This window comes from Micromonospora sp. AMSO31t (assembly GCF_008868175.1).
Lineage (GTDB): Bacteria > Actinomycetota > Actinomycetes > Mycobacteriales > Micromonosporaceae > Micromonospora.
This window is the reverse complement of record NZ_WBKT01000002.1, coordinates 17,464-36,018: the sequence shown is the minus strand read 5'-3', so window position 1 is coordinate 36,018 and position 18,555 is coordinate 17,464. Positions and strand designations below refer to the sequence as shown.

The window sequence follows — 18,555 nt, the reverse complement described above, 5'->3', positions numbered from 1 at the left end:
TCGCCTCATGACAGGCTACGGGCACCTGCCCGGCACGGGCTCGCCATCGCGTCATACCCGCTCACGGCGATCTTTCGGTCGTGACCGCCCGGTGAGCGATGGCTGCCGCCCTCGGCGCCGCGCGGCGCGGTCGGGATAACCCGAACACGATTCCGGTTCCGCTGCGTGCGCGGCGTCGTCCGCGCCCCGCGGTCGGTCGGCGGGTTGGTCACTGGCCGGCCGATGATTCTGAGATGCTGCGGCGGTCTACCTGTCGACACCACTGACTGGAAGGGACCGCCCGATGGCAAAGGTCATCTCCACACTGTTCATCTCGGCCGACGGTGTGGCCGAGATCGACCCGGACTGGCACTTCCCGTACTTCGACGAGAACATGGGCCGCGCCGTCGGCGAGGACTACGACAGCGCCGACGTGCTGCTCATCGGCCGCGAGACCTACGACAGCTTCGCCGGGGCGTGGCCCGAGCGCGAGGCCGCGGGTGGCGACGACGCCGTCTTCGCCAAGCAACTCGGGGACATGCGCAAGGTGGTCGTCTCGCGCCAGCCGCTGGAGTTCTCCTGGCGCAACTCCGAGCTGATCAAGGGCGATCTGCTCGACGCGGTCGCCGCGCTCAAGGCCGATGCCGGCAGCAAAGGCATCCTCGTCCCCGGGTCGATCTCCGTGGTCCAGCAACTGCTCTCCGCCGGCCTGGTCGACGAACTGCGCCTGCTCGTGCATCCGGTGGCGGCGCGCAAGGGCCGCAAGCTGTTCGACGACGGCGACATGCCGTACCACTTCAGGGTGACGGCGACGGAGGCCTTCCCGACGGGAGTGATCCGCGTGATCTACGCGCCCAGGGCGGCCCCGGGCAAGGTCGGCTACGCCGACGTCACGGACCAGGTGCCCGCAGGGAGTTAGTTGTATCCGGCCATGACGTTGGTGAGAGGCGGCTGGTCGGCAGAAGTCCGGCGAGTGCGGTGTGACGTCGTGGCCCGTTGCACTGCTCGAGGCTGGGCAACGGCGGCTGCGCGGTCATCGTTCCCTTGCGGACGGGGCCCGATGAGTTTCCGCCCCGCCAGCGGTCCATCTCTGAGCGCCAACCCCAGTCTCGTCGTACGACGCGACGCAGACGACCGATGGGGACGCGTAGCTTGTGCCGCCGTCCCCGCGCCACCGGTCCACGACGCCGCCCTGGAGGTCCCTGATGTATCCGACGGTCCACTCGTTCCCCACGTTCGGCGGCGGCATCGCGACGGCGGAGGCGTGATGACGACGGTCGAGGCGGACGGCGTCACGCTCGGGGTCGAGCACTTCGGTGACACGGCGGCGCCGCTCGTTCTGCTCGCGGGCGGCACAACCATGCTCTCCTGGCCCGACGCGCTCTGCGAGGCGCTCGCGCGCGGCGGGCGCCACGTTGTGCGGTACGACCTGCGCGATTCCGGGGCGTCGACCACCGTCGACCCGGACGCGCCGGCGTACACGCTGCGCGATCTCGCGGCCGACGCCGCGGCGCTCGCCCACGAACTCGACGATCGGCCGGCGCACCTGGCGGGCATCGGCGTCGGCGGGATGGTCGCCCAGGTCGCCGTGCTCGACCACCCGGACGCGTTCTCGGCGCTCACCCTCGTCGGCACGCGGCCGGTCGCTCCGGGCCCGGTCGACGACGACCTGCCGGACCATGACGTCGAGACGATGAAGCGGTTGTTCTCGCGATCGATGCCGGACTGGTCCGACCGGGCCGCGGTGGCCGAGTTCGCCGCCGAAGGCGCGGAGATCCTCGGTGACGACCCGGCCGCCGCGCGCGTGACCGCCGAGCGCAGATGGGACCGCACGCCGGGCACGGAGCCCACGGTGCAGATGGCCAACCACCTGGGCATGGTGTTCGCCAAGCTCGACTGCACGCCGCGCTGGCGCGAGCGCCTGTCCGAGCTCGCGATCCCGACGCTGGTGGTGCACGGTCGGCGCGACCCGTTCTTCCCTGTCGGCAACGGCGAGGCGCTCGCGCGCGAGATCCCTGGTGCGCGGCTGCTCGTGCTCGAACGGGCCGCGACGGCGATCCCCGATGCGGCCGCCGGTGAGGTCGCGGCGGCGATGCTCGCGCTCCAGGCGTAGCCGGCCAGCACGTTGGTTGGTGACAGGCAGCTGGTCGACGAACGTCCTCCGGCAGGCCCACTCAGTGGCCAGGGTGCCGCGTACGCCGAGACGGTAGCCGCGTCGCCGCGCGGCGACGGGTGGGGCCGAGACGTGCCGCAGCCACGAGCGTGCCGTCCGCCGCGGATCTGCGGCGGACGGCACGGTTCGCGCGGGAGGTCAGGAGATGACCACGTCGCTGTAGTAGTAGCGCAAGATCGCCTGGTAGCTCTTGCCCGAGTTCGCGAGATCACGCGAGCCGTACTGCGACAGCCAGTCCCCGGTCACCCAGCCACCGCACGCGGTCGTGGTCGCGCAGTAGTGCGCCTGCAGGATGTTGCCGCTGCGGGTCATCCGGGTGGACCAGGTGCGGTCCACCGCGGCGGACGTCGACGCCTGCGTCGACGACGGCCGGTAGACCTGGTCGCCGGTGTCGTCACGGACGTCGTAGCACTGACCGCCGGGGGTCTTGCGGGTCGAGTGCAGCGCCCAGTACCAGCCGTAGCTCTTGACGGCTACGGCGCCGGACTCCAGCGAGGCGCTCGGCCAGCTCGGGACCCACTCGTTCGGGAGGACGTTCTTGACGTACGTCTTGAAGTCGACCCGGTCGACCCGCCCGAGACTGACCCGGTAGACCAGGATGGTGCTCGGCAGCTTGCTGTTGGTGCCGTCCGTGCTGCAGCCCGTCGGCCCGCTCAGCAGTTCGTGCGAGGCGTTGTTGTTCTTCAGCGTGGCGTTGAGGTTGCCCTTCGCCCCGGCGGCGAAGTCCTGGCTCGCACCGGCGAAGTTGCTGTTGAAGTAGACCCGCACGGTCTTGCCGGTGCGGTTCCACACCGACGCGGCGTTGTTCTTCACGCACACGCCCTGGCCGGCGCCCGCGCCCTTGAAGTCGTAGCAGGTCGGCTGGGTCGTGCCGTAGTCGTCCAGGGAGTCGGTGAAGTCGGAGACCGAGCCGGCCTGGTTGCTGTTGTAGTAGTAGCAGAACTCGCCGCTGTCGCAGCCCCCGTCGCGGGCGGCGGCGGACGCCGCGCCCGGCGCCACCGTAACGCCGACGAGCGCCACCATCAGGACGGCCAGAGTGGCCGAAAACTTCTTCAGGAAGGTCATCCGCATGCCGGGTCACCAGCCGCTGGGGACGTAGGCCCAGCCCAGGTAGTCGGACCGGTCCCGGAACGTGTTGGTCTGGTAGACGGTCGGCCCGGTGCTGATGGCGCTGTTGCCGCCGATGGAGAGCATGACGTGCCCGGCCGACGTGGTGGACGTGAAGAACACCGCCGTTCCGGCGGGCGGCACCGAGCCGGTGTGAATGCGCCCGTTGTCCTTCTGCCACTGGTAGTGCGTGCGGGCCGTGGCGAACCGCCCGCTGGTGCCGAACGCCCGCTCGACGAACAGCTCGCACTGGTTGTTCCAGTCGGTGTGCCCGAGGCGTGCCTTCGCGAACGCGACGGCCTCGGCGGCGCGCGGGTCGGCCGGGTAGGTGCCGCTGGTGCCGCCGATGTTGTGCGAGGCGTTGTTGTTCTTCAACGTCGCGTTGAGGTTGGCCTTCGCCCCGGCCGCGAACGACTGGCTCGCACCGGCGAAGTTGCTGTTGAAGTAGACCACCACGGTCTTGCTGGTGCGGTTCCACACCGACGCGGCGTTGTTCTTCACGCACAGGCCCTGGCCTGCGCCCGCGCCCTTGAACTCGTAGCAGGACGGCTGCGTCGTGCCGTAGTCCTCAATCGACCCGGTGAAGTCCGAGATGGAGCCGGCGTAGTTGCTGTTGTAGAAGTAGCAGAATTCGCCGCTGTCGCAGACTCCGTCGCGGGACGCCGCCTGCGCCGGCGAGGCGACGGTCAGGATGGAGGTGGTCACGGCGAGCGCTGCGCCGACGACGGCGAGGTTCTTGCGGATGTTCATGGTGTCCTCTCGTGGACAGTGAGCGATGGTGGTGGATCGGGTCGGCTGCGGGTCACTGCCCGCGCTGGTACTGCTCCCAGGTCATGATCGGAACCTGGGGACCGTCGTCCGGGCCACGGTTGGCCAGGCCGTTCATGCCGAGGTAGTAGTCGCCGACCTGGTGCTGCGCCTGGCTGGACAGGTCGGTGTCGTTGATCGCCGCGGCGTGGATGTGCCACGGCCAGTCACCCTGACTGGGGTCACGGACCCAGGCGGCGAAGCCGACCCGGCGCAGAGCCCGGGCGACGGCGGTGCGCTTGGCCGCGGTCATGCCGGTGACCGCGATGTCCACGACACCCCCGCCGTCGTGCGTACCGGCCGAGGTCGGGTCGCCCCCGGGGTTGTACGAGCCCTGCTCGAGCACCAGGGTGTAGCCGAGCAGACGCTGGGCCTCGGCCAGCATCGCCTGGGTGCGGGCGTTGACGACGTACCCGTCACGCTGGACCTTCGCGCCCGGGCCGATCGTCTTGCTGACGGTGTACCGGTTGAGCCCGAGCTTCGTCAGTGACGTCGTGCCGGGCAGCCCGTTCGCGGCCAGGCCGGTGTAGCCGAGCGAGCGCTGGTAGGCCGCGTACGCCGAGACGGTCTGGGTGCCGAAGTAGCCGTCGACCCACTGCGCGTTCAGCAGGTTCGAAGCCTGGAGCGCCTGCTCCACGGCGAGCACCGAACTCTTCGCGCCCGGGGTCAGTGTGTTGTCGGCACGGCGGGGGTCGATCTGGGCGGCCAGGACGGTGGCCTCCATGTCCACGACAGGCCGCGCGGCCGTGGCGACGGTCCGCTGCGCTGTGGCGCCGGATGTCGCGGCCCACGCATGGGCCGGGACGCCGACGGCCACGCAGAGCGCGGCGAGCCCGACGGGTAACCAGGGACGGCGCAAGTTCGGTCCTCCTCGTAGCTGGTGAGTCTCGTTCGGAACGGACCTCACCCTGCGAGAAGAGACGTGCTGTTCGGTACCCCCGCTGCCCTGTCAGATCCGTCAGGCCGTCACCGACCTCGATGGATGCGGTGTTGTCAGGTTGGGCGGCACCCGCGGCTGACATCGAGCGGTCGCACGCTGACACCGATCGGGGCGACCCCGGATCCGGCAGACCGACCGGGGCGGCGGCGCTGCGGGCTTGACCGCGGCCGCCGCCAGGCGCGCTCAGGCGATGACGGTGACCATGAAGTACACCGGCCGGCGGCTGGGGAAGTACTCCTGCCCGTGCTCGTCGACCATCTTCCAGCTGACCCAGCACTTCCCGGGGCGGATCGGCGCGGTGACCAGAACACTGATCATCACCTGCTCGCCAGGCGGCGTGTCGCCGATCGCCACCCGGTCCGGTGTCTGGCAGTCGTCATCGTCAACGGTGGGGTTCGTCCGCGCGAGGAAGCGGTTGTGCCAGTCGACCGATCCCACGTTCTTGAGCGCCCACACCTTTTCGAATCGGGCGTTCACCTTCACCCGCGTACCGTCGGGGATGGTGACGTCGGCGACGAACTTGCTCGAGTCCCCGGGAATCAACGCGTCCGAGAACGCCGACGGCGACGGGGACCGCGACGCGGCTGCGGCGCCCGAGCCGCCCGGGGACGACCGGCCGCGGACGGCGAAGCCCAGGGCGGCGACCAACGCCACCACCACCACGGTCGCCGCGGCGGCGAGCCACGGCAAGGGGTGCCGTCGCGCACCCGTGACCTCGTCCTGCACCGCCGGCAGGTGCTCCGCGACCCGCAGCGCGCGTGGGCCCGCCGGCACGAGGTCGGCGGACGTGGTGACTCCGGACACGACGGGCCCACCGGCCGCCGCAGCGGTCGCGGCGCGGGACGTCTCGGCGGCCACGACGCGGGTCGTCACAGCGTCGGACATGCCGGCCCCGGTCTGGGCATCGGTGGTGACCGGTGTCTGGGCGTCGTCTGGACCGGCGTGGGCTGTTCTTGGGTGCTGGGCATCCTCCCAGCGGCACCGCCACTGGGCCTCGTCGGCCTCGCAGGCCCGGACGAACTCGCGCGTGGTCTCCCAGGAGGGAAACCTGGTCCCAGCGGCAGCCTCGTGCAGCGTGGTGTGCGAGATCCGGCCCGACCGCCCGGCCATCTTTCGGAACGACGGGTTGCCCACGTCGGTCCGCAGTGTCCGCAGCTGTTCGGCGAATGTCTCGGCGGCCACGCGGTCCGGACCTAACTCACCCGCAGCACGCTGGTTCTCCATGCATCCCCCATGTCAGACGCCGGCGTCAGACGTTGTCAGAGCGTGTAAGAGGCTACCTAACGGCGTCGTCGGTCATCAATGTCGTGGATGACGACACCGGGCGCGAAGGTCCCGGTGCGCTGAAGGACGTCATCGATGAAGAGCCTTTCCCGACGTGGGTCCGCTTCCTCGCCGCCGCCGGGCTGGCGGTGCCCGCCGTGCTGGCGCTTGCCGCGGGGCCAGCGAGCGAACTCGGCGCGGTGTGGCTGCTCACGGCCCACCCCGCTTCATCGCCTCGGCCAGGAATGCGGCCGCGACCGGAAGGAGGAGCCCACCGAGGATGCAAAACCCGGCCGCAGCCCGGTCTGCCCCTGCAGCCCGATCACGATGAGAGCGGTGGCCAGCACGGCGGCGACCACACCGCAGACGATGAGCGCCCGGACGTTGTTCATCGGTCCGTCCCGATCGGAACGCCCGGTGCAAGCCGGGCGGCGTAGTCGCGACTCACGGTGCGATGGTACGCAGAAAGCTGAGTCCCGCTGGTGGCCCCGCCGTGCCATTCATGACGTTGCTCGATCACGGTGAGTTCGGAGGCTTGGCCTTCTGCGGGTAGATCGTCTCGTGACGGGCCAGCATGGCAACGAACTCGCCGATCTTCCGCTCGCGGGTCTGCGCCCGTTTGACGGCATTGACGCGGTAGATGAGAGCGAAGCGGTTGGTCTTGGTGAGCACGTCGAACATGGCCTGGGCGGCGGGGTCGGCGGCGATGGCGGCGAGCAGGTCGGCCGGCACCTCGGCTTCCGACGGCGGGGCGTAGGCGGCCGCCCAGCGCCCGTCCACCTTCGCGGCCTCTACCGCGGCGCGACCTGGGGGCAGCATTCGCCCCTGCGCCTCCAGCCGGGCCACGTGCGCGACATTGCGCTGCGACCAGGAACTGCGGGGCCTGCGCGGGGTGAACCGGATCCAGGAGGTTTCCTCATCCCGTTTACGGGCCTGCCCGTCGATCCAGCCGAAACACAGGGCCTCGTCGACGGCCTGCTGCCAGGTCAGCGTCGTGACTGTGCCGCCCTTTTTGGTCAGGGCGAGCCAGACACCGGGCGACGTGGCGTGGTTGGCCGACAACCACACCCGCAGCGCGTCGGCGTCCGCGACGATCAACTCGTCCAGTTCGGCGCTCCCCATGACGGCAGGCTATCGCTGCGCTCTTGCCGCAGCCTCCCCCGGTAAGCCATACGAGTGGGCCGTGATCGGCTGGAGGCGTGGCGGGAAATATGATCAGGTCATGCCGTTGACGGTGGATGACGTCGACCGATTCGAGCTGTCGAGGCCCCGCCTGGAGGCCATCGCCTACCGTCTCCTCGGCTCCGCGGACGAGGCGGAGGACCTCGTGCAGGAGACATTCCTGCGCTGGCAGGCCGCCGACGTCGACCGCGTCGAGGTCCCCGAGGCCTGGCTGACGAAGGTACTCACCAACCTGTGCCTCAATCAGCTCACGTCCGCGCGGGCACGCCGCGAGACCTACGTGGGTCGATGGCTCCCCGAGCCGCTGCTGGCGGGGGACCCGATGCTCGGCCCGGCCGACACCGCTGAGCGGCGCGAATCGGTCTCGTACGCGGTCCTCACCCTCATGGAGCGCCTGTCCCCCAACGAGCGGGCCGTGTACGTGCTGCGAGAGGCCTTCGACTACCCGCACCGGGAGATCGCCGAGATCCTCGACATCACCGAGGCCGCCAGCCAGCAGATCTTTCACCGCGCCAAGAAGCATGTGGCGTACGGCAAAGCCCGCACCGACATCGACCGGGCCGCCGCCCAGCGGATCGCCGCGGAGTTCCTCGCGGCCGCCACCAGTGGCCGGACCGATGAGCTCGTACGCCTGCTCACCAAGGACGCCATCTCCATCGGCGACGGCGGAGGGAAGGTTCCGGCACGCACCAGGGCGTTCGAGGGAGCCGTCGCGGTCGCGAAGTTCCTGCGGGGCCTGTTCAAGCCCGCCGAGGCCAAGCGCGCCGTCGTCGGCGGCTCGCCCGAGATCTACCCCTGGACCGCCAATGGCGAACCCGCCGTTGTGGCGGTCGTGGAAGGCCGGGTCGTCGCCATCATGTGCCTGGAGGTCACGGCCGAGGGCATCACTGCCTGCCGTACCCAGGCAAACCCCGACAAGCTCGAACGCGCGACCCGGCAATGGGCGGCGGTCAGCCATGGGGAGCCCCTGCTCATGATGTGACCCGCATCACCCCGTGACCCTGTCAGGGATCGGCGGGCCATCCGGTTCAAGTGACGAATCCGAACCGGAGAGCAAGGGAGCCGACGATGAGGGTGCTGGTGGCAGGAGCGACCGGAGCGATGGGCAAGGAACTGGTGCCGCGTCTGGTCGATTCCGGACACGAGGTGTTCGCCATGATCCGCAGCGAATCCAACAAGGCCAGGGCGGCACAGCTGGGCGCGGTACCGGTCATCGCCGATGCGCTGGATCGCGCCCAGGTCGAGGCGGCCGTGCGCCAGGCGGCCCCGGAGGTGATCGTCAACCAGCTGACCGCCATCGGGCACGTCGACACCCGCCACTTCGACCGCAGCTTCGCCGCCACCAACCGGCTGCGGATCGAGGGGACCGACAACCTCCTCGCGGCCGCACGCGCCGCCGGAGCACGACGGTTCGTCGCCCAGAGCAACGGCGTTCACCTACACGCGGACCGGCGGGCCGGTCAAGAACGAACAAGACCCCCTGGATCGCGCACCGGTCAGCCAGATGGCCCCGATGATCGCCGCGATCGAACACTTGGAGAAGGCCGTGCTGAGCGCCGCCTGGACCGAAGGGATCGTGCTGCGCTACGGCGCGTTCTACGGACCCGGAACCTCCATGGGGCCAGGCTCCGAGCAGCTCGAGATGATCCGCAAACGCAGGTTCCCGGTCGTCGGCGACGGCGGCGGGGTGTGGTCGTTCGTCCACATCGCCGACGCCGCCGAGGCGACGGTCGCAGCGGTGGAGAACGGCGGCCGCGGTGTCTACAACATCGTCGATGACGACCCCGCCCCGGTCGCCGAATGGCTACCGGAACTGGCAGCGATGCTGGGCGCCAAGAAGCCGATGCGCGTACCGCGGTTCGTCGGACGGCTGGCCGCCGGACAGGCCGGCGTCGTGCTCATGACCGAACTGCGCGGCGCATCCAACGCCAAGGCCAAGCGCGAACTGGGCTGGCACCCGACGCACCGGACCTGGCGCCAGGGCTTCCAGGTCGTGCCGTGACGTGCTGAGCGTCGTCCTTCCCGCCTCGGTTGGGAGCACTTGCTGCTGTTTAACACGTAGATGGCGTCCTGGGTGACCGCCAAGCACCGGAACTTGTTGCATCGCCAACACCTTGATCGACGGTGGCTTGGAGCGCCTGCGGTTCCTGGCCAACCGCCGCCTCAGCAGCAGTGCGGCCGGCGCGGGATGATGCACGACCGAACCCGGGGATATTGGGTGGGTACGTCACCAGCCCGCTCGGTAGTTTTGGCGGGTGCCCCCACAGATTCCGCATCCCGAGCCCGGTGTGCCGGACACGAGGGGGCCGATGCGGTACGTCTGGTGGCTGGTTCGCTGTCAACCCTGGCGGGTGCTGCGTGGCACCGTGGTCGGCACGGCGTGGATGATCGGGCTGTCGGTCCGGCCGTACCTCGTCTCACGCGCCGTCGACGACGGACTGCGCGCGCACGACACCCGAGCCCTGCTGCTGTGGGTCGCGGCAATCGTCGTCGCCGGGGCGGGGCTGTCGTACCTGGGCATCATGCGGCACCGCACGATGACCTTCGTCCGGGAGGACGCTTCAGCCCGCTCCGCGGCGGCCCTGCTGCGCCAGTTGTCTCGGATCGGCGCGGTGCTGCCGCGCCGGCTCGCCGCGGGGGAGGTCGCCACGGTCGGCGGCTCCGACATCGGCTATACGTCGCAGGTGCTCACCATGACCGGCCCGGGCGTTGGCGCCGTCATCGCGTACGCGGTCATCGCCGTCGTGCTGTGGTCGGTCTCTCCGTTGCTGGCGCTGTGTGTGCTGCTGGGCGTGCCGGCGATCGCGCTGATCATCGGACCGATGCTGCGCCGCCTCGAACGGGCGGAGTCCGTCTACCGACAGCAGCAGGGCGTCCTCACCACCCGGGCCGGCGACATCGTGGCCGGGCTGCGGGTGCTGGCCGGGGTCGGCGGCCGCGGCCTGTTCGCCCGCCGGTACGCTGCCCGCTCCCAGGACCTGCTCGCCGAGGGTTATCGGGTCGGTGCCGTCTACAGCTGGATCGACGCGTTGACGGTCGCCATACCGAGGCTGTTCCTCGCGGCCGTGGTGTGGCTCGCGGCCCGCATGGCGGTCGCTGGCGACATCACGGTCGGGCAAATGGTCGCCGTCTACGGGTACGTGGCGACGCTCATCGTGCCGGTCTGGTTCCTGCTTGAGGGAAGCTACGGGGTGATCCGGGGCCGCGTCGCCGCCCGCCGCATCATCGCCCTGCTCAACCTGACCCCGGACCACGTCGGCGGCCCGACCCCGCAGGACGTGGGCGGGCCGGGAAACGTACCCGGTGCCCGCCGGCCGCTAGCCGGGTCCGCGCCGCTACGGCCCGCAGACCTGTACGACCCCGCTTGCGGACTGACCGTGCGCGACGGTCGGTTGGTCGGCGTCGCCGCCGACGACCCGGCGGAGGCCATCGCCCTGGCCGACCGGCTCGGACGCTACGTCGTCAGCGACGTGACCTGGGGCGGCGTGCCGCTGACCGGGATCGCACTCGACCAGGTACGCGCCCGGATCCTGGTCGCCGACCACGACTCCTATCTCTTCGCCGGGACCCTGCGGGACATCCTGCGTGGCCGGGAGTCGAGCGCCGACGGCCGGGCAGGGAACGGCGACGGCCGCACCCGAGCAGGGAACGGCGACACCCTCGCCCAGAAGGGAAACGCTGATCACCGGATCACGGCGGCCCTGCGTACCGCGTCGGCAGAGGACATCGCCGACGCGTTGCCGGACGGGCTCGGCACCCCGATCGACACCCGGGCCCGCACCCTCTCCGGCGGCCAGCGCCAACGGGTGCGGCTGGCCCGGGCGCTGCTCGCCGAACCTGAGGTGCTGATCCTCATCGACCCGACGTCGGCGGTGGACGCGCACACGGAGGCGCGGATCGCCGAGCGGCTGCGCGTCGCGCGGGCCGGGCGGACCACCATCGTGCTCGCTACGTCACCGTTGCTGCTCGGGCACGCCGACACGGTCGCGCATCTGAGCGAGGGGCGGATCGTCGCCACCGGCACCCACGCCGAACTGCTCGATCAGGACCGGGGCTACCGGCAATTGGTGGCCCGGGGCAGCGACGCCCTCGACTTCGGAGACTTCACCGGGCCCGAGGGCGCGTTGCGGTGAGCCGGCTGCCAGTAGCGGACCGTGCCGCCGTCCGACGGGAGATGCTGGACCTCGTCGGCCGGGACCGGCGCGCGGTCCTGGTCGTGCTGGTGTTGCACGGTGCCGCCGCGATCGCCGGACTCGCGGCGCCGTGGCTGCTCGGCACAATCGTCGACCAGGTTGCCGCCGGCGCGCGGGTCGCCACTGTGGACCGCTTGGCGATGGCGATCGGCGGATGCGTTCTGGTGCAGGCGCTGCTCTCCCGGTACGCCCAGTACGCCGGTCACCGGTTCGGGGAGCGGGCGGTTGCCCGGCTGCGCGAGGAGTTCATCCGCAAGACGCTCGGCCTGCCCGTCTCCGTCGTGGAGCGGGCCGGCTCCGGGGACCTCGCCACCCGCAGCTCCGTCGACGTGTCAACCGTCGGGACGACCGTCCGCGACGTCGTGCCCACCATCGTCATCGCATCGGCGCAGCTGACGCTGCTGTTCGGGGCGATCTTCCTGCTGCACCCGATGCTCGGCCTGGTGGCGCTCGCCGGGCTGCCGCCGATCTGGGCGGCGAGCCGCTGGTACCTGCGGCGGGCCAGCTCCGCCTACCTCGCCGAGGGCGCCGCCACGGCGGAGCTGACCGAGACGCTGACCACCACCGCCGAGGGCGCGCGCACGGTGGAGGCGCTGCGCCTCACCGACGACCGGATCGTCCATGGCACCGAGCGCATCGCCCGGGTGTGGGCTACCCGACGGGCGACGCTCGCGCTGCGGACCGTGTTCTACACGGTGGTGGAGGCCAGCTATCCGTTGCCGATCGCCGCGGTGCTGCTGGTCGGCGGATTCTTCCTGTCCAGGGGGATGGTCTCGCTCGGTGAAGTGGTCGCCGCCGCGCTCTATCTCCAGCAGGCGATCGAGCCGTTGGACCGAATCCTGCAGTGGACCGAACAGGCGCAGCGCGGCTTCGCGTCATTCGCCCGCGTGCTCGGCGTCGGCCAGGTGCCACCGGAGCCGCCCGGCAAGGCCTCCGCGCCACCAGGGGAACGGCTCGTCGTGCGCGGCGCCCGATTCTCGTACACCGACGGCCACGACGTCCTGCACGGCATCGACCTGGAGGTACGGCCCGGCGAGCGGCTGGCCGTCGTCGGCCCGTCGGGCGCCGGGAAGTCCACCCTGGCCCGGCTGCTGGCCGGGATCGACGCCCCGCGACACGGCGTGGTCAGCATCGGCGGCTGCCCGATCACCGACCTGGATCCCGCCGAGCGCCGGCGCCGGATCGCCCTGGTCACCCAGGAACACCACGTCTTCATCGGCTCTGTGCGCGACAACCTCGCCTTCGCCGCGCCGGACGCGTCCGACGAACAGATGCGAGCCGCGCTGGTCGCCGTCGGCGCCGACTGGTACGCCGAGCTGCCCGACGGCCTCGACACGGAACTCGGCGACGGGGCCAGGCAACTCGGGGCGGCCGATGCGCAGCAGCTCGCGCTGGCCCGGCTGGTGCTCGCCGACCCGCACACGCTGATCCTCGACGAGGCGACAGCCGCGCTCGATCCGACCACCGCCCGGCGTACCGAGCGCGCGCTGGCGGCCGTGCTCACCGGCCGGACCGTCATCGCGATCGCGCACCGGCTCAACACCGCGCACGACGCCGACCGGGTCGCCGTGATGGAAGACGGCCGGATCACCGAACTCGGCAGCCACGACGAGCTCGTCCGCGCCGACGGGGCCTACGCCTCCCTCTGGCGCTCCTGGCACAGCTGAGAGGTCCGTGCAGCTGACGTACCGAAGGGCGCCGCCGCGAGGTGACGCTTCGACCATCGTCAACGCGCTGGTCAGGCTCGCACTGCCCCAGTCAGTCCGTGACATGATTGCGCCCATGGGGAAGCAGCAGGACGTCGGCGGGCCTGATCGCCACAGCGGGTCAGATACCACCGCCCACCATCCGATGGGTGGGAGCGTCGACGCGCGGCTCGCCGTCGCGCAGGACCCCACAACGCCACAGATGACCCTCATCGACTTGGCGTCCGACCCGTCGGCTGTGGTCCGTAAGGCGGTCGCGGCTCGGACCGACGCACCCGCGCAGGCACTGCGACCGCTGACCCGGGACCATGATCGTCAGGTCCGGGAGGCCGTGGCAAGAAACCCTTCGACCTCCATCGCCAATCTCTTGCGTCTCGTCAAGGACGCCGACCGGTGGGTCCGCTGGGCGGTCGCCGGCAACCCGGCTTGCGACGAGTCGGTTCGCCGGGTGATGTCAGAGGCACCCGACAAGGAGCTTCGTGGCCTCCTCGCGGAGATGCGGGAGTTGGAGCCCGATCTGGCCGCCAGGCTGATCGACGACGTCTCACCCGAGGTACGGGAACGACTCGCCACCCACACCCACGACCCCGACGTGATCACCGCTCTGATGGCCGATCGCACCGCACGCGTACGCAAGGGGGTCGCCCGCAACCCGCGGACCACCGCCGAGCAGCGCACCGCGCTTGCCCAGGACTCCGTGGTCGACGTCCGTGCCGCGCTGGTCCGCGCGGTTCAGCTGAACGAGGCGGATCTGGAACGCCTGGTTGACGACCGTTCGGTGCAGGTCCGACTGGCGATGGCACAATCCGAGGTTGTCCCGCCGCACATCCGGCGGGCCCTCGAGCGCGATCCCGACGATACGGTGGCCGGCGCGGCGCGGGGTTTCCGCCCGGCGTCTGGCAATTCCCCGGTGATACGGGCTCCACGCGTCGGTCACCGGCCCTCCGGGACCGATCCGGGTCGACCGGGCGGCGCCGCACGCTAAGGCCGCGGCATCTCTGCCATCTGGTTGACGATGCTGACCTCGGCGTCGTGCTGGTCTAGCGAGCAGCGACGGGTGCCGCCGCCGGCTTCCGGTCGGCGTTGCCCTCGGCCCCGAACGGGGTGCGCAGTCGGGTCATCGCAGCCGCACTCACGTCGACGGCAGGTGTGTGATCGAAGGGCGCTTCTGCTCCCGGTGCTGCACGGAACGGACTTGAATCTTGCACGGCTAGATCGGTCAACAGCTGCTCCAAAGTGTTGCGCGCCAGCGCGCGACTCACCCGCTCGCATCTGCAAGCCGGGTGCGGTGGATGAGCGGGGTGGATCCGGCCGCTCGCCGGGGCGGCGTCGGATCCGTTTCGCTCCGCCCTCCAAACCCTAACCCAGAACGACCACCCCGTACGGCTTGGGCCGGGGTGCGGGTGGAATGGTGAAGAACTCCGCCGGTTCCGACCGCGGCCTGCATCTGGCGTCGACCACCACGCGCCACGATCGATCGGTCAGCGCGGGGCAGGGCGGCCGTTCCCACGTTGGTCCAAGATCCGCGGAACCACGGGCGCCGTTCCACTCGCCGCCGGGCGCACCGCGGCTTGCGATCGCCGGCTCGTTCGTCATCCACGACTCCCCCGCGGTGAAGGGCGAACGGGCCGGGTGGCCGGGCGATCGGTAGCGACGAACAGGGCGAGGGCGACGGCCTGAATTCCGGCCACGGTGATGATCATGGCGGTGATCGAGTAGTCGTAGAGGGCACCGATGAGCACCCCACCGACCAGGGTCGCCGCGCCCAACCCGGCGGCGAAGATTCCGTAGGCGGTGCCCCGCCTGCCAGTGGGGACGATGTCGGCGATGGCCGCACGCATGGCGGATTCCTGGATGCCGAGCACGGCGCCCCAGGCCAGGACCCCGGCGACCGCGGTCGCCGGGGTGGTGGTGAAGGCAGCCAGCGGGATCAGAGCGGTCAGCACGGGGACGGCGGCCAGTACCCGGAGGCCGGCCCGGTCATACAGCCACCCGGAGGCTAGCGCGGCGATCGCGTCGACGCCCATCGCGGCGGCGTACACGACCGGAACCACCGCCACCGGTACGACCTGCCGGGTGGCGAGGTGGAAGCTGAGCACACCGAAGGTGGCGTAGCCGGCCGTGGTCAGCACCGTGAAGGCCAGATAGGTCCAGAACACGCGGGGCAGCCGGACGCCCGGCGGGGCGGGCGACGCACCGGGTTGAGGGCCCGGTTCGAAGCGGCGCGGATCGGGCACGCCAGCGCGCAGCCACAGCAGCAGGAGCAGCGCCGCCACAGCCGGTACGGCCAAGGCGAGGAACGCGGGCCGGTAGTGGTAGGCGGTGGCGGCCAGAACGGCGGCGACCAGCAAGGGCCCCGCAACCGCCCCGGCCTGGTCGAGCGCCTCGTGCACGGCAAAGCCCTTGCCACGGCCGACCGCCGAGGCGGCGTGGGAGATCATGACATCGCGCGCCGGGCCCCGGATCGCTTTACCGGCACGTTCCGCGACAAACAGCACCGAAGCCAGCCACAACGCGCTGGTCAGCCCGAGAGCGGGCACAGCGACCATGGTCAGGACGTAGCCGACCAGGACCAGCGGCCAGTAGGCCCGGGTCCGGTCGGCGAGGGGTCCGGTGCCCAGCCGTCCGGCCAGGGCGAACGCCTCCCCGACGCCGGTGACCAGGCCGACGAGGGTCGCGGATGCCCCGAGGGTGGCCAGGTAGGGTCCGATGACTGACCGGGCGCCCTCGTACACCACGTCCGACAACAGACTGACAACACCGAACGCGGTCACGAACCGCCACGGCGTCCACCTGATTGTCGGCGCCGCGATCTTCACCTGTGCAGTCTGGCCCACCGGGATGCGGGTCGGGTGTGGATCAGCCCAGGCGCCCGGCTGCCCGCCGCCGTCCTGTCGTGCCAGAAGACCCGCTCTCGACATCAGCCGTTTCCACTCACTCGAGGCCTGGATGGCCGCCCGGCGCGGTTTCCCGCCGGCACCGGCCACGAACGAGCGCCCCAGGGCGGAGCGGAGCGTTTGGCCAAGTACGCCTCGGGCAATCGCGCGGCGGAGCACCGGCAACGGGGGATCAGGTAATGAAGATCCACGACCCGGCCGGTCAGGCGATGCAGAAGGACTACGACGTCACCGACATCGAGCGCTTGATGGGCAAACGGGACCGGAAGAACGTCGACGACGTGATCGAGTGGGAACGGCGGTTCACCGGCGAGGTTCAGCACATGATCGAAGACTTCTACCGGGCGCGGGACAAAGCGAGGGACTTCCCGCATGAGCCCGACCAGCTCTACAAGAAGCTGAAGAGCAGCCGATAGGGCGTGCAGGGACGCATCGGTCTACAGCCAGGGGGCGTACGGGGCATGCGGGGCAGCGTCGTGGTGAAGCCGGAGGTGACCGGCCGTGAGTCGGTGGGGCTGGCCGACGTGGTGTGGGAGAACGCGCGGCAGAAACCGGACAAGGTGCAGTTTCTGCGCCCGGACCCGGACGCCCGGTCGTGGCCCGCGCAGCAGGCCGGTGTCGGCGACGCGGGTGCGGTGACCTGCCGGCAGTTCCGCGACGACGTGCTGGCGTTGGCGCGAGGACTCATCGCCGCAGGGGTCGCGCCCGGGGACCGGGTGGCGTTGATGAGCCGCACCCGCTACGAGTGGACCCTGGTCGACTATGCGGTGTGGACGGTCGGCGCGGTGACCGTTCCGGTGTACGACACCTCGAGTGCCGATCAGCTGGCCTGGATCCTGGCCGACTCCGGCGCGGTGGCGTGCGTGGTGGAGACACCCCAGCACGCCGCGATGCTGACCGGCGTACGGGAGAGGCTGCCGGGGCTGGGGCAGGTGTGGCAGATCGACGCCGGTGACCTGATCCAGGCGGCGGCTCGGGGCCGGTCCGTCGACGACGAGCAGGTGGCGGCCCGCCGCGTTGCGGTGTCGGGCGGGGACGTGGCGACTATCGTGTACACCAGCGGGACGACGGGCCGGCCGAAGGGCTGCGTGCTGACGCACCGCAACATCGGCCTCGACGTCGGCAACGCGGTCGCGGTGCTGCCGGAGTTGTTCCATGAGCGGGCGTCGACGGTGCTCTTCCTGCCGTTGGCGCACGCGTTCGCCCGGATGATCCAGGTGGGGATGGTGCAGACCCGGGCGACGATGGTGCACAGCGCCAGCATGAGCGGCGTGATGGATCAGCTACGCCGTTACCGGCCCACGTTCGTCCTCGCGGTGCCGCGAGTGTTCGAGAGGATGTACAACCGGGCGCGACAGAAGGCCATCGAGAGCCACCAGGGTCGCCTCTTCGCCGTCGCGGACCGGGTGGCCGTGCGGTACAGCCGGGCCCTGGACCGCCCGTCCGGTCCTGGCCCGGCGCTCCGGCTGGCGCGGCGGGTCTTCGACCTGCTGGTCTATCGGAAGCTGCGGGCGGCGCTCGGCGGACGGTGCCGCGTCGCGATCGTCGGCGGCGCCCCCCTCGGTGAGCGGCTCGGGCACTTCTTCCGCGGCGCCGGCCTGACGCCGCTGGAGGGGTACGGGTTGACCGAGACCTCCCCCGCGCTGGCGGCGAACCGGCCGTCGGCGATGCGGATCGGCACGGTCGGCCGGCCGCTACCGGGCGTGGAGTTGGCGATCGCCGACGACGGGGAGGTCCTCGTCCGCGGCGACGTCGTCTTCCACGGGTACTGGAACAATCCGTCCGCCACCCGCGCGGCGTTCACGGCCGACGGCTGGTTCCGCACCGGCGACCTCGGCAGTCTCGACGACGACGGCTATCTGCGGATCACGGGACGCACCAAGGAGATCCTCGTGACCGCGGCCGGCAAGCACATCGTGCCCGCGCAGATGGAGGATCGGGTACGCGCGGACCCGCTGGTCAGCAACTGCATGCTGGTCGGCGACGCGAAGCCGTACGCCGCGGCTCTGGTCACCCTCGACCCGCAGGCATGGCTGCGGTGGCGGACCGCGCACGGTCACCCGCGCGCATCGGTGGCGGAACTGCGCGACGACCCCGCCCTGCGCGGGGAGATTCAGGCGGCGATCGACCGGGCGAACAGCTCTGTCTCCCAGGCGGAGGCCATCAAGACCTTCCGCATCCTGCCCGACGACTTCACCGAGGCCAGCGGTGAACTGACCCCCACGTTGAAGATCAAGCGCGAGGTGGTGCAGCGGCACCGTGCCGCCGAGATCGAAGCCCTCTACGCCGGCCACTAGGTGTCCTGGCC

The 18,555-nt window shown here is 70.8% G+C and carries 16 protein-coding genes and 1 pseudogene; 10 read left to right on the top strand and 7 right to left on the bottom strand.

From position 1 onward, the window contains the following. Window positions 1-283 precede the first annotated feature (283 nt). Window positions 284-898 (top strand): dihydrofolate reductase family protein, encoded by a 615-nt coding sequence (locus F8274_RS00665; RefSeq protein ID WP_151460295.1) that lies wholly within the window; start codon window positions 284-286, stop codon window positions 896-898. 348 nt (window positions 899-1,246) lie between these two features. Then, entirely contained in the window at window positions 1,247-2,092 is an 846-nt protein-coding gene (locus F8274_RS00660; protein WP_151460294.1) for an alpha/beta fold hydrolase, read from the top strand. Window positions 2,093-2,290: 198 nt separating this feature from the next. On the opposite strand, the gene F8274_RS31035 is transcribed toward F8274_RS00660, so the two are convergent. The 6 genes from F8274_RS31035 to F8274_RS00635 all read right to left on the bottom strand — a co-directional run bounded on the left by F8274_RS31035 (window position 2,291) and on the right by F8274_RS00635 (window position 7,391). Continuing rightward, a complete protein-coding gene (locus F8274_RS31035) occupies window positions 2,291-3,223 on the bottom strand; it encodes a SpoIID/LytB domain-containing protein (protein WP_192579635.1) in 933 nt (310 codons plus the stop codon). A gap of 6 nt (window positions 3,224-3,229) precedes the next feature. Further along, window positions 3,230-4,009, bottom strand: a complete 780-nt coding sequence (locus F8274_RS00650; protein WP_151460293.1) for a peptidase inhibitor family I36 protein — start codon at window positions 4,007-4,009, stop codon at window positions 3,230-3,232. A 52-nt stretch (window positions 4,010-4,061) separates the two neighbouring features. Beyond that, window positions 4,062-4,790, bottom strand: coding sequence for a peptidoglycan-binding protein (locus F8274_RS00645; RefSeq protein ID WP_225853506.1), 729 nt, complete (start codon window positions 4,788-4,790; stop codon window positions 4,062-4,064). Between the two features lie 399 nt (window positions 4,791-5,189). Next, the gene (locus F8274_RS00640; protein ID WP_192579633.1) at window positions 5,190-6,188 is read right to left on the bottom strand and encodes an NBR1-Ig-like domain-containing protein; all 999 of its coding nucleotides are present in this window, start codon (window positions 6,186-6,188) and stop codon (window positions 5,190-5,192) included. A gap of 308 nt (window positions 6,189-6,496) precedes the next feature. After that, window positions 6,497-6,661 carry a hypothetical protein gene (locus F8274_RS31030; RefSeq protein ID WP_192579632.1) on the bottom strand — a complete coding sequence of 55 codons (165 nt, stop codon included), beginning with the start codon at window positions 6,659-6,661 and terminating at the stop codon, window positions 6,497-6,499. A 124-nt stretch (window positions 6,662-6,785) separates the two neighbouring features. Continuing rightward, the gene (locus F8274_RS00635; protein ID WP_151460291.1) at window positions 6,786-7,391 is read right to left on the bottom strand and encodes a YdeI family protein; all 606 of its coding nucleotides are present in this window, start codon (window positions 7,389-7,391) and stop codon (window positions 6,786-6,788) included. A 100-nt stretch (window positions 7,392-7,491) separates the two neighbouring features. Between F8274_RS00635 and sigJ the strand changes: the two genes are divergently transcribed. The 6 genes and pseudogenes from sigJ (at window position 7,492) to F8274_RS00610 (ending at window position 14,335) form a co-directional block, all read left to right on the top strand. Continuing rightward, window positions 7,492-8,433 carry an RNA polymerase sigma factor SigJ gene (gene sigJ, locus F8274_RS00630; protein WP_151460290.1) on the top strand — a complete coding sequence of 314 codons (942 nt, stop codon included), beginning with the start codon at window positions 7,492-7,494 and terminating at the stop codon, window positions 8,431-8,433. An 86-nt stretch (window positions 8,434-8,519) separates the two neighbouring features. Further along, a pseudogene (locus F8274_RS32420) lies at window positions 8,520-8,822 on the top strand (NAD-dependent epimerase/dehydratase family protein); the annotation flags it as partial. Window positions 8,823-8,964: 142 nt separating this feature from the next. Beyond that, on the top strand, window positions 8,965-9,453 hold the full coding sequence (locus F8274_RS32230; RefSeq protein ID WP_255474534.1) for an NAD(P)-dependent oxidoreductase: 489 nt from the start codon (window positions 8,965-8,967) through the stop codon (window positions 9,451-9,453). Between the two features lie 307 nt (window positions 9,454-9,760). Further along, window positions 9,761-11,584 (top strand): ABC transporter ATP-binding protein, encoded by a 1,824-nt coding sequence (locus F8274_RS00620; protein ID WP_225853505.1) that lies wholly within the window; start codon window positions 9,761-9,763, stop codon window positions 11,582-11,584. 41 nt (window positions 11,585-11,625) lie between these two features. Next, entirely contained in the window at window positions 11,626-13,311 is a 1,686-nt protein-coding gene (locus F8274_RS00615; RefSeq protein ID WP_192579631.1) for an ABC transporter ATP-binding protein, read from the top strand. Window positions 13,312-13,426: 115 nt separating this feature from the next. Further along, window positions 13,427-14,335: a DUF2336 domain-containing protein gene (locus tag F8274_RS00610; protein WP_151460287.1), complete on the top strand. Its 909-nt coding sequence runs from the start codon at window positions 13,427-13,429 to the stop codon at window positions 14,333-14,335. Window positions 14,336-14,942: 607 nt separating this feature from the next. On the opposite strand, the gene F8274_RS00605 is transcribed toward F8274_RS00610, so the two are convergent. Further along, a complete protein-coding gene (locus F8274_RS00605; protein WP_225853504.1) occupies window positions 14,943-16,337 on the bottom strand; it encodes an MFS transporter in 1,395 nt (464 codons plus the stop codon). A gap of 89 nt (window positions 16,338-16,426) precedes the next feature. On the opposite strand from F8274_RS00605, the gene F8274_RS00600 reads away from it, so the two are divergent. Then, entirely contained in the window at window positions 16,427-16,663 is a 237-nt protein-coding gene (locus F8274_RS00600; protein ID WP_151460286.1) for a hypothetical protein, read from the top strand. Between the two features lie 45 nt (window positions 16,664-16,708). Beyond that, on the top strand, window positions 16,709-18,544 hold the full coding sequence (locus F8274_RS00595) for a long-chain fatty acid--CoA ligase (RefSeq protein ID WP_151460285.1): 1,836 nt from the start codon (window positions 16,709-16,711) through the stop codon (window positions 18,542-18,544). Window positions 18,545-18,555 lie beyond the last annotated feature (11 nt).

Bases quoted from the DNA above. Each gene is read 5' to 3' on its own strand.
- F8274_RS00650 (WP_151460293.1), bottom strand. From the start codon at position 4,009: ATGAACATCCGCAAGAACCTCGCCGTCGTCGGCGCAGCGCTCGCCGTG.
- F8274_RS00620 (WP_225853505.1), top strand. From the start codon at position 9,761: ATGCGGTACGTCTGGTGGCTGGTTCGCTGTCAACCCTGGCGGGTGCTG.
- F8274_RS00615 (WP_192579631.1), top strand. From the start codon at position 11,626: ATGCTGGACCTCGTCGGCCGGGACCGGCGCGCGGTCCTGGTCGTGCTG.
- F8274_RS00600 (WP_151460286.1), top strand. From the start codon at position 16,427: ATGAAGATCCACGACCCGGCCGGTCAGGCGATGCAGAAGGACTACGAC.
- F8274_RS00610 (WP_151460287.1), top strand. From the start codon at position 13,427: ATGGGGAAGCAGCAGGACGTCGGCGGGCCTGATCGCCACAGCGGGTCA.
- F8274_RS00660 (WP_151460294.1), top strand. From the start codon at position 1,247: ATGACGACGGTCGAGGCGGACGGCGTCACGCTCGGGGTCGAGCACTTC.
- F8274_RS00665 (WP_151460295.1), top strand. From the start codon at position 284: ATGGCAAAGGTCATCTCCACACTGTTCATCTCGGCCGACGGTGTGGCC.
- F8274_RS00645 (WP_225853506.1), bottom strand. From the start codon at position 4,790: ATGGAGGCCACCGTCCTGGCCGCCCAGATCGACCCCCGCCGTGCCGAC.
- F8274_RS00635 (WP_151460291.1), bottom strand. From the start codon at position 7,391: ATGGGGAGCGCCGAACTGGACGAGTTGATCGTCGCGGACGCCGACGCG.
- F8274_RS31030 (WP_192579632.1), bottom strand. From the start codon at position 6,661: ATGAACAACGTCCGGGCGCTCATCGTCTGCGGTGTGGTCGCCGCCGTG.
- F8274_RS00595 (WP_151460285.1), top strand. From the start codon at position 16,709: ATGCGGGGCAGCGTCGTGGTGAAGCCGGAGGTGACCGGCCGTGAGTCG.
- F8274_RS32230 (WP_255474534.1), top strand. From the start codon at position 8,965: ATGATCGCCGCGATCGAACACTTGGAGAAGGCCGTGCTGAGCGCCGCC.
- sigJ (WP_151460290.1), top strand. From the start codon at position 7,492: ATGCCGTTGACGGTGGATGACGTCGACCGATTCGAGCTGTCGAGGCCC.
- F8274_RS31035 (WP_192579635.1), bottom strand. From the start codon at position 3,223: ATGCGGATGACCTTCCTGAAGAAGTTTTCGGCCACTCTGGCCGTCCTG.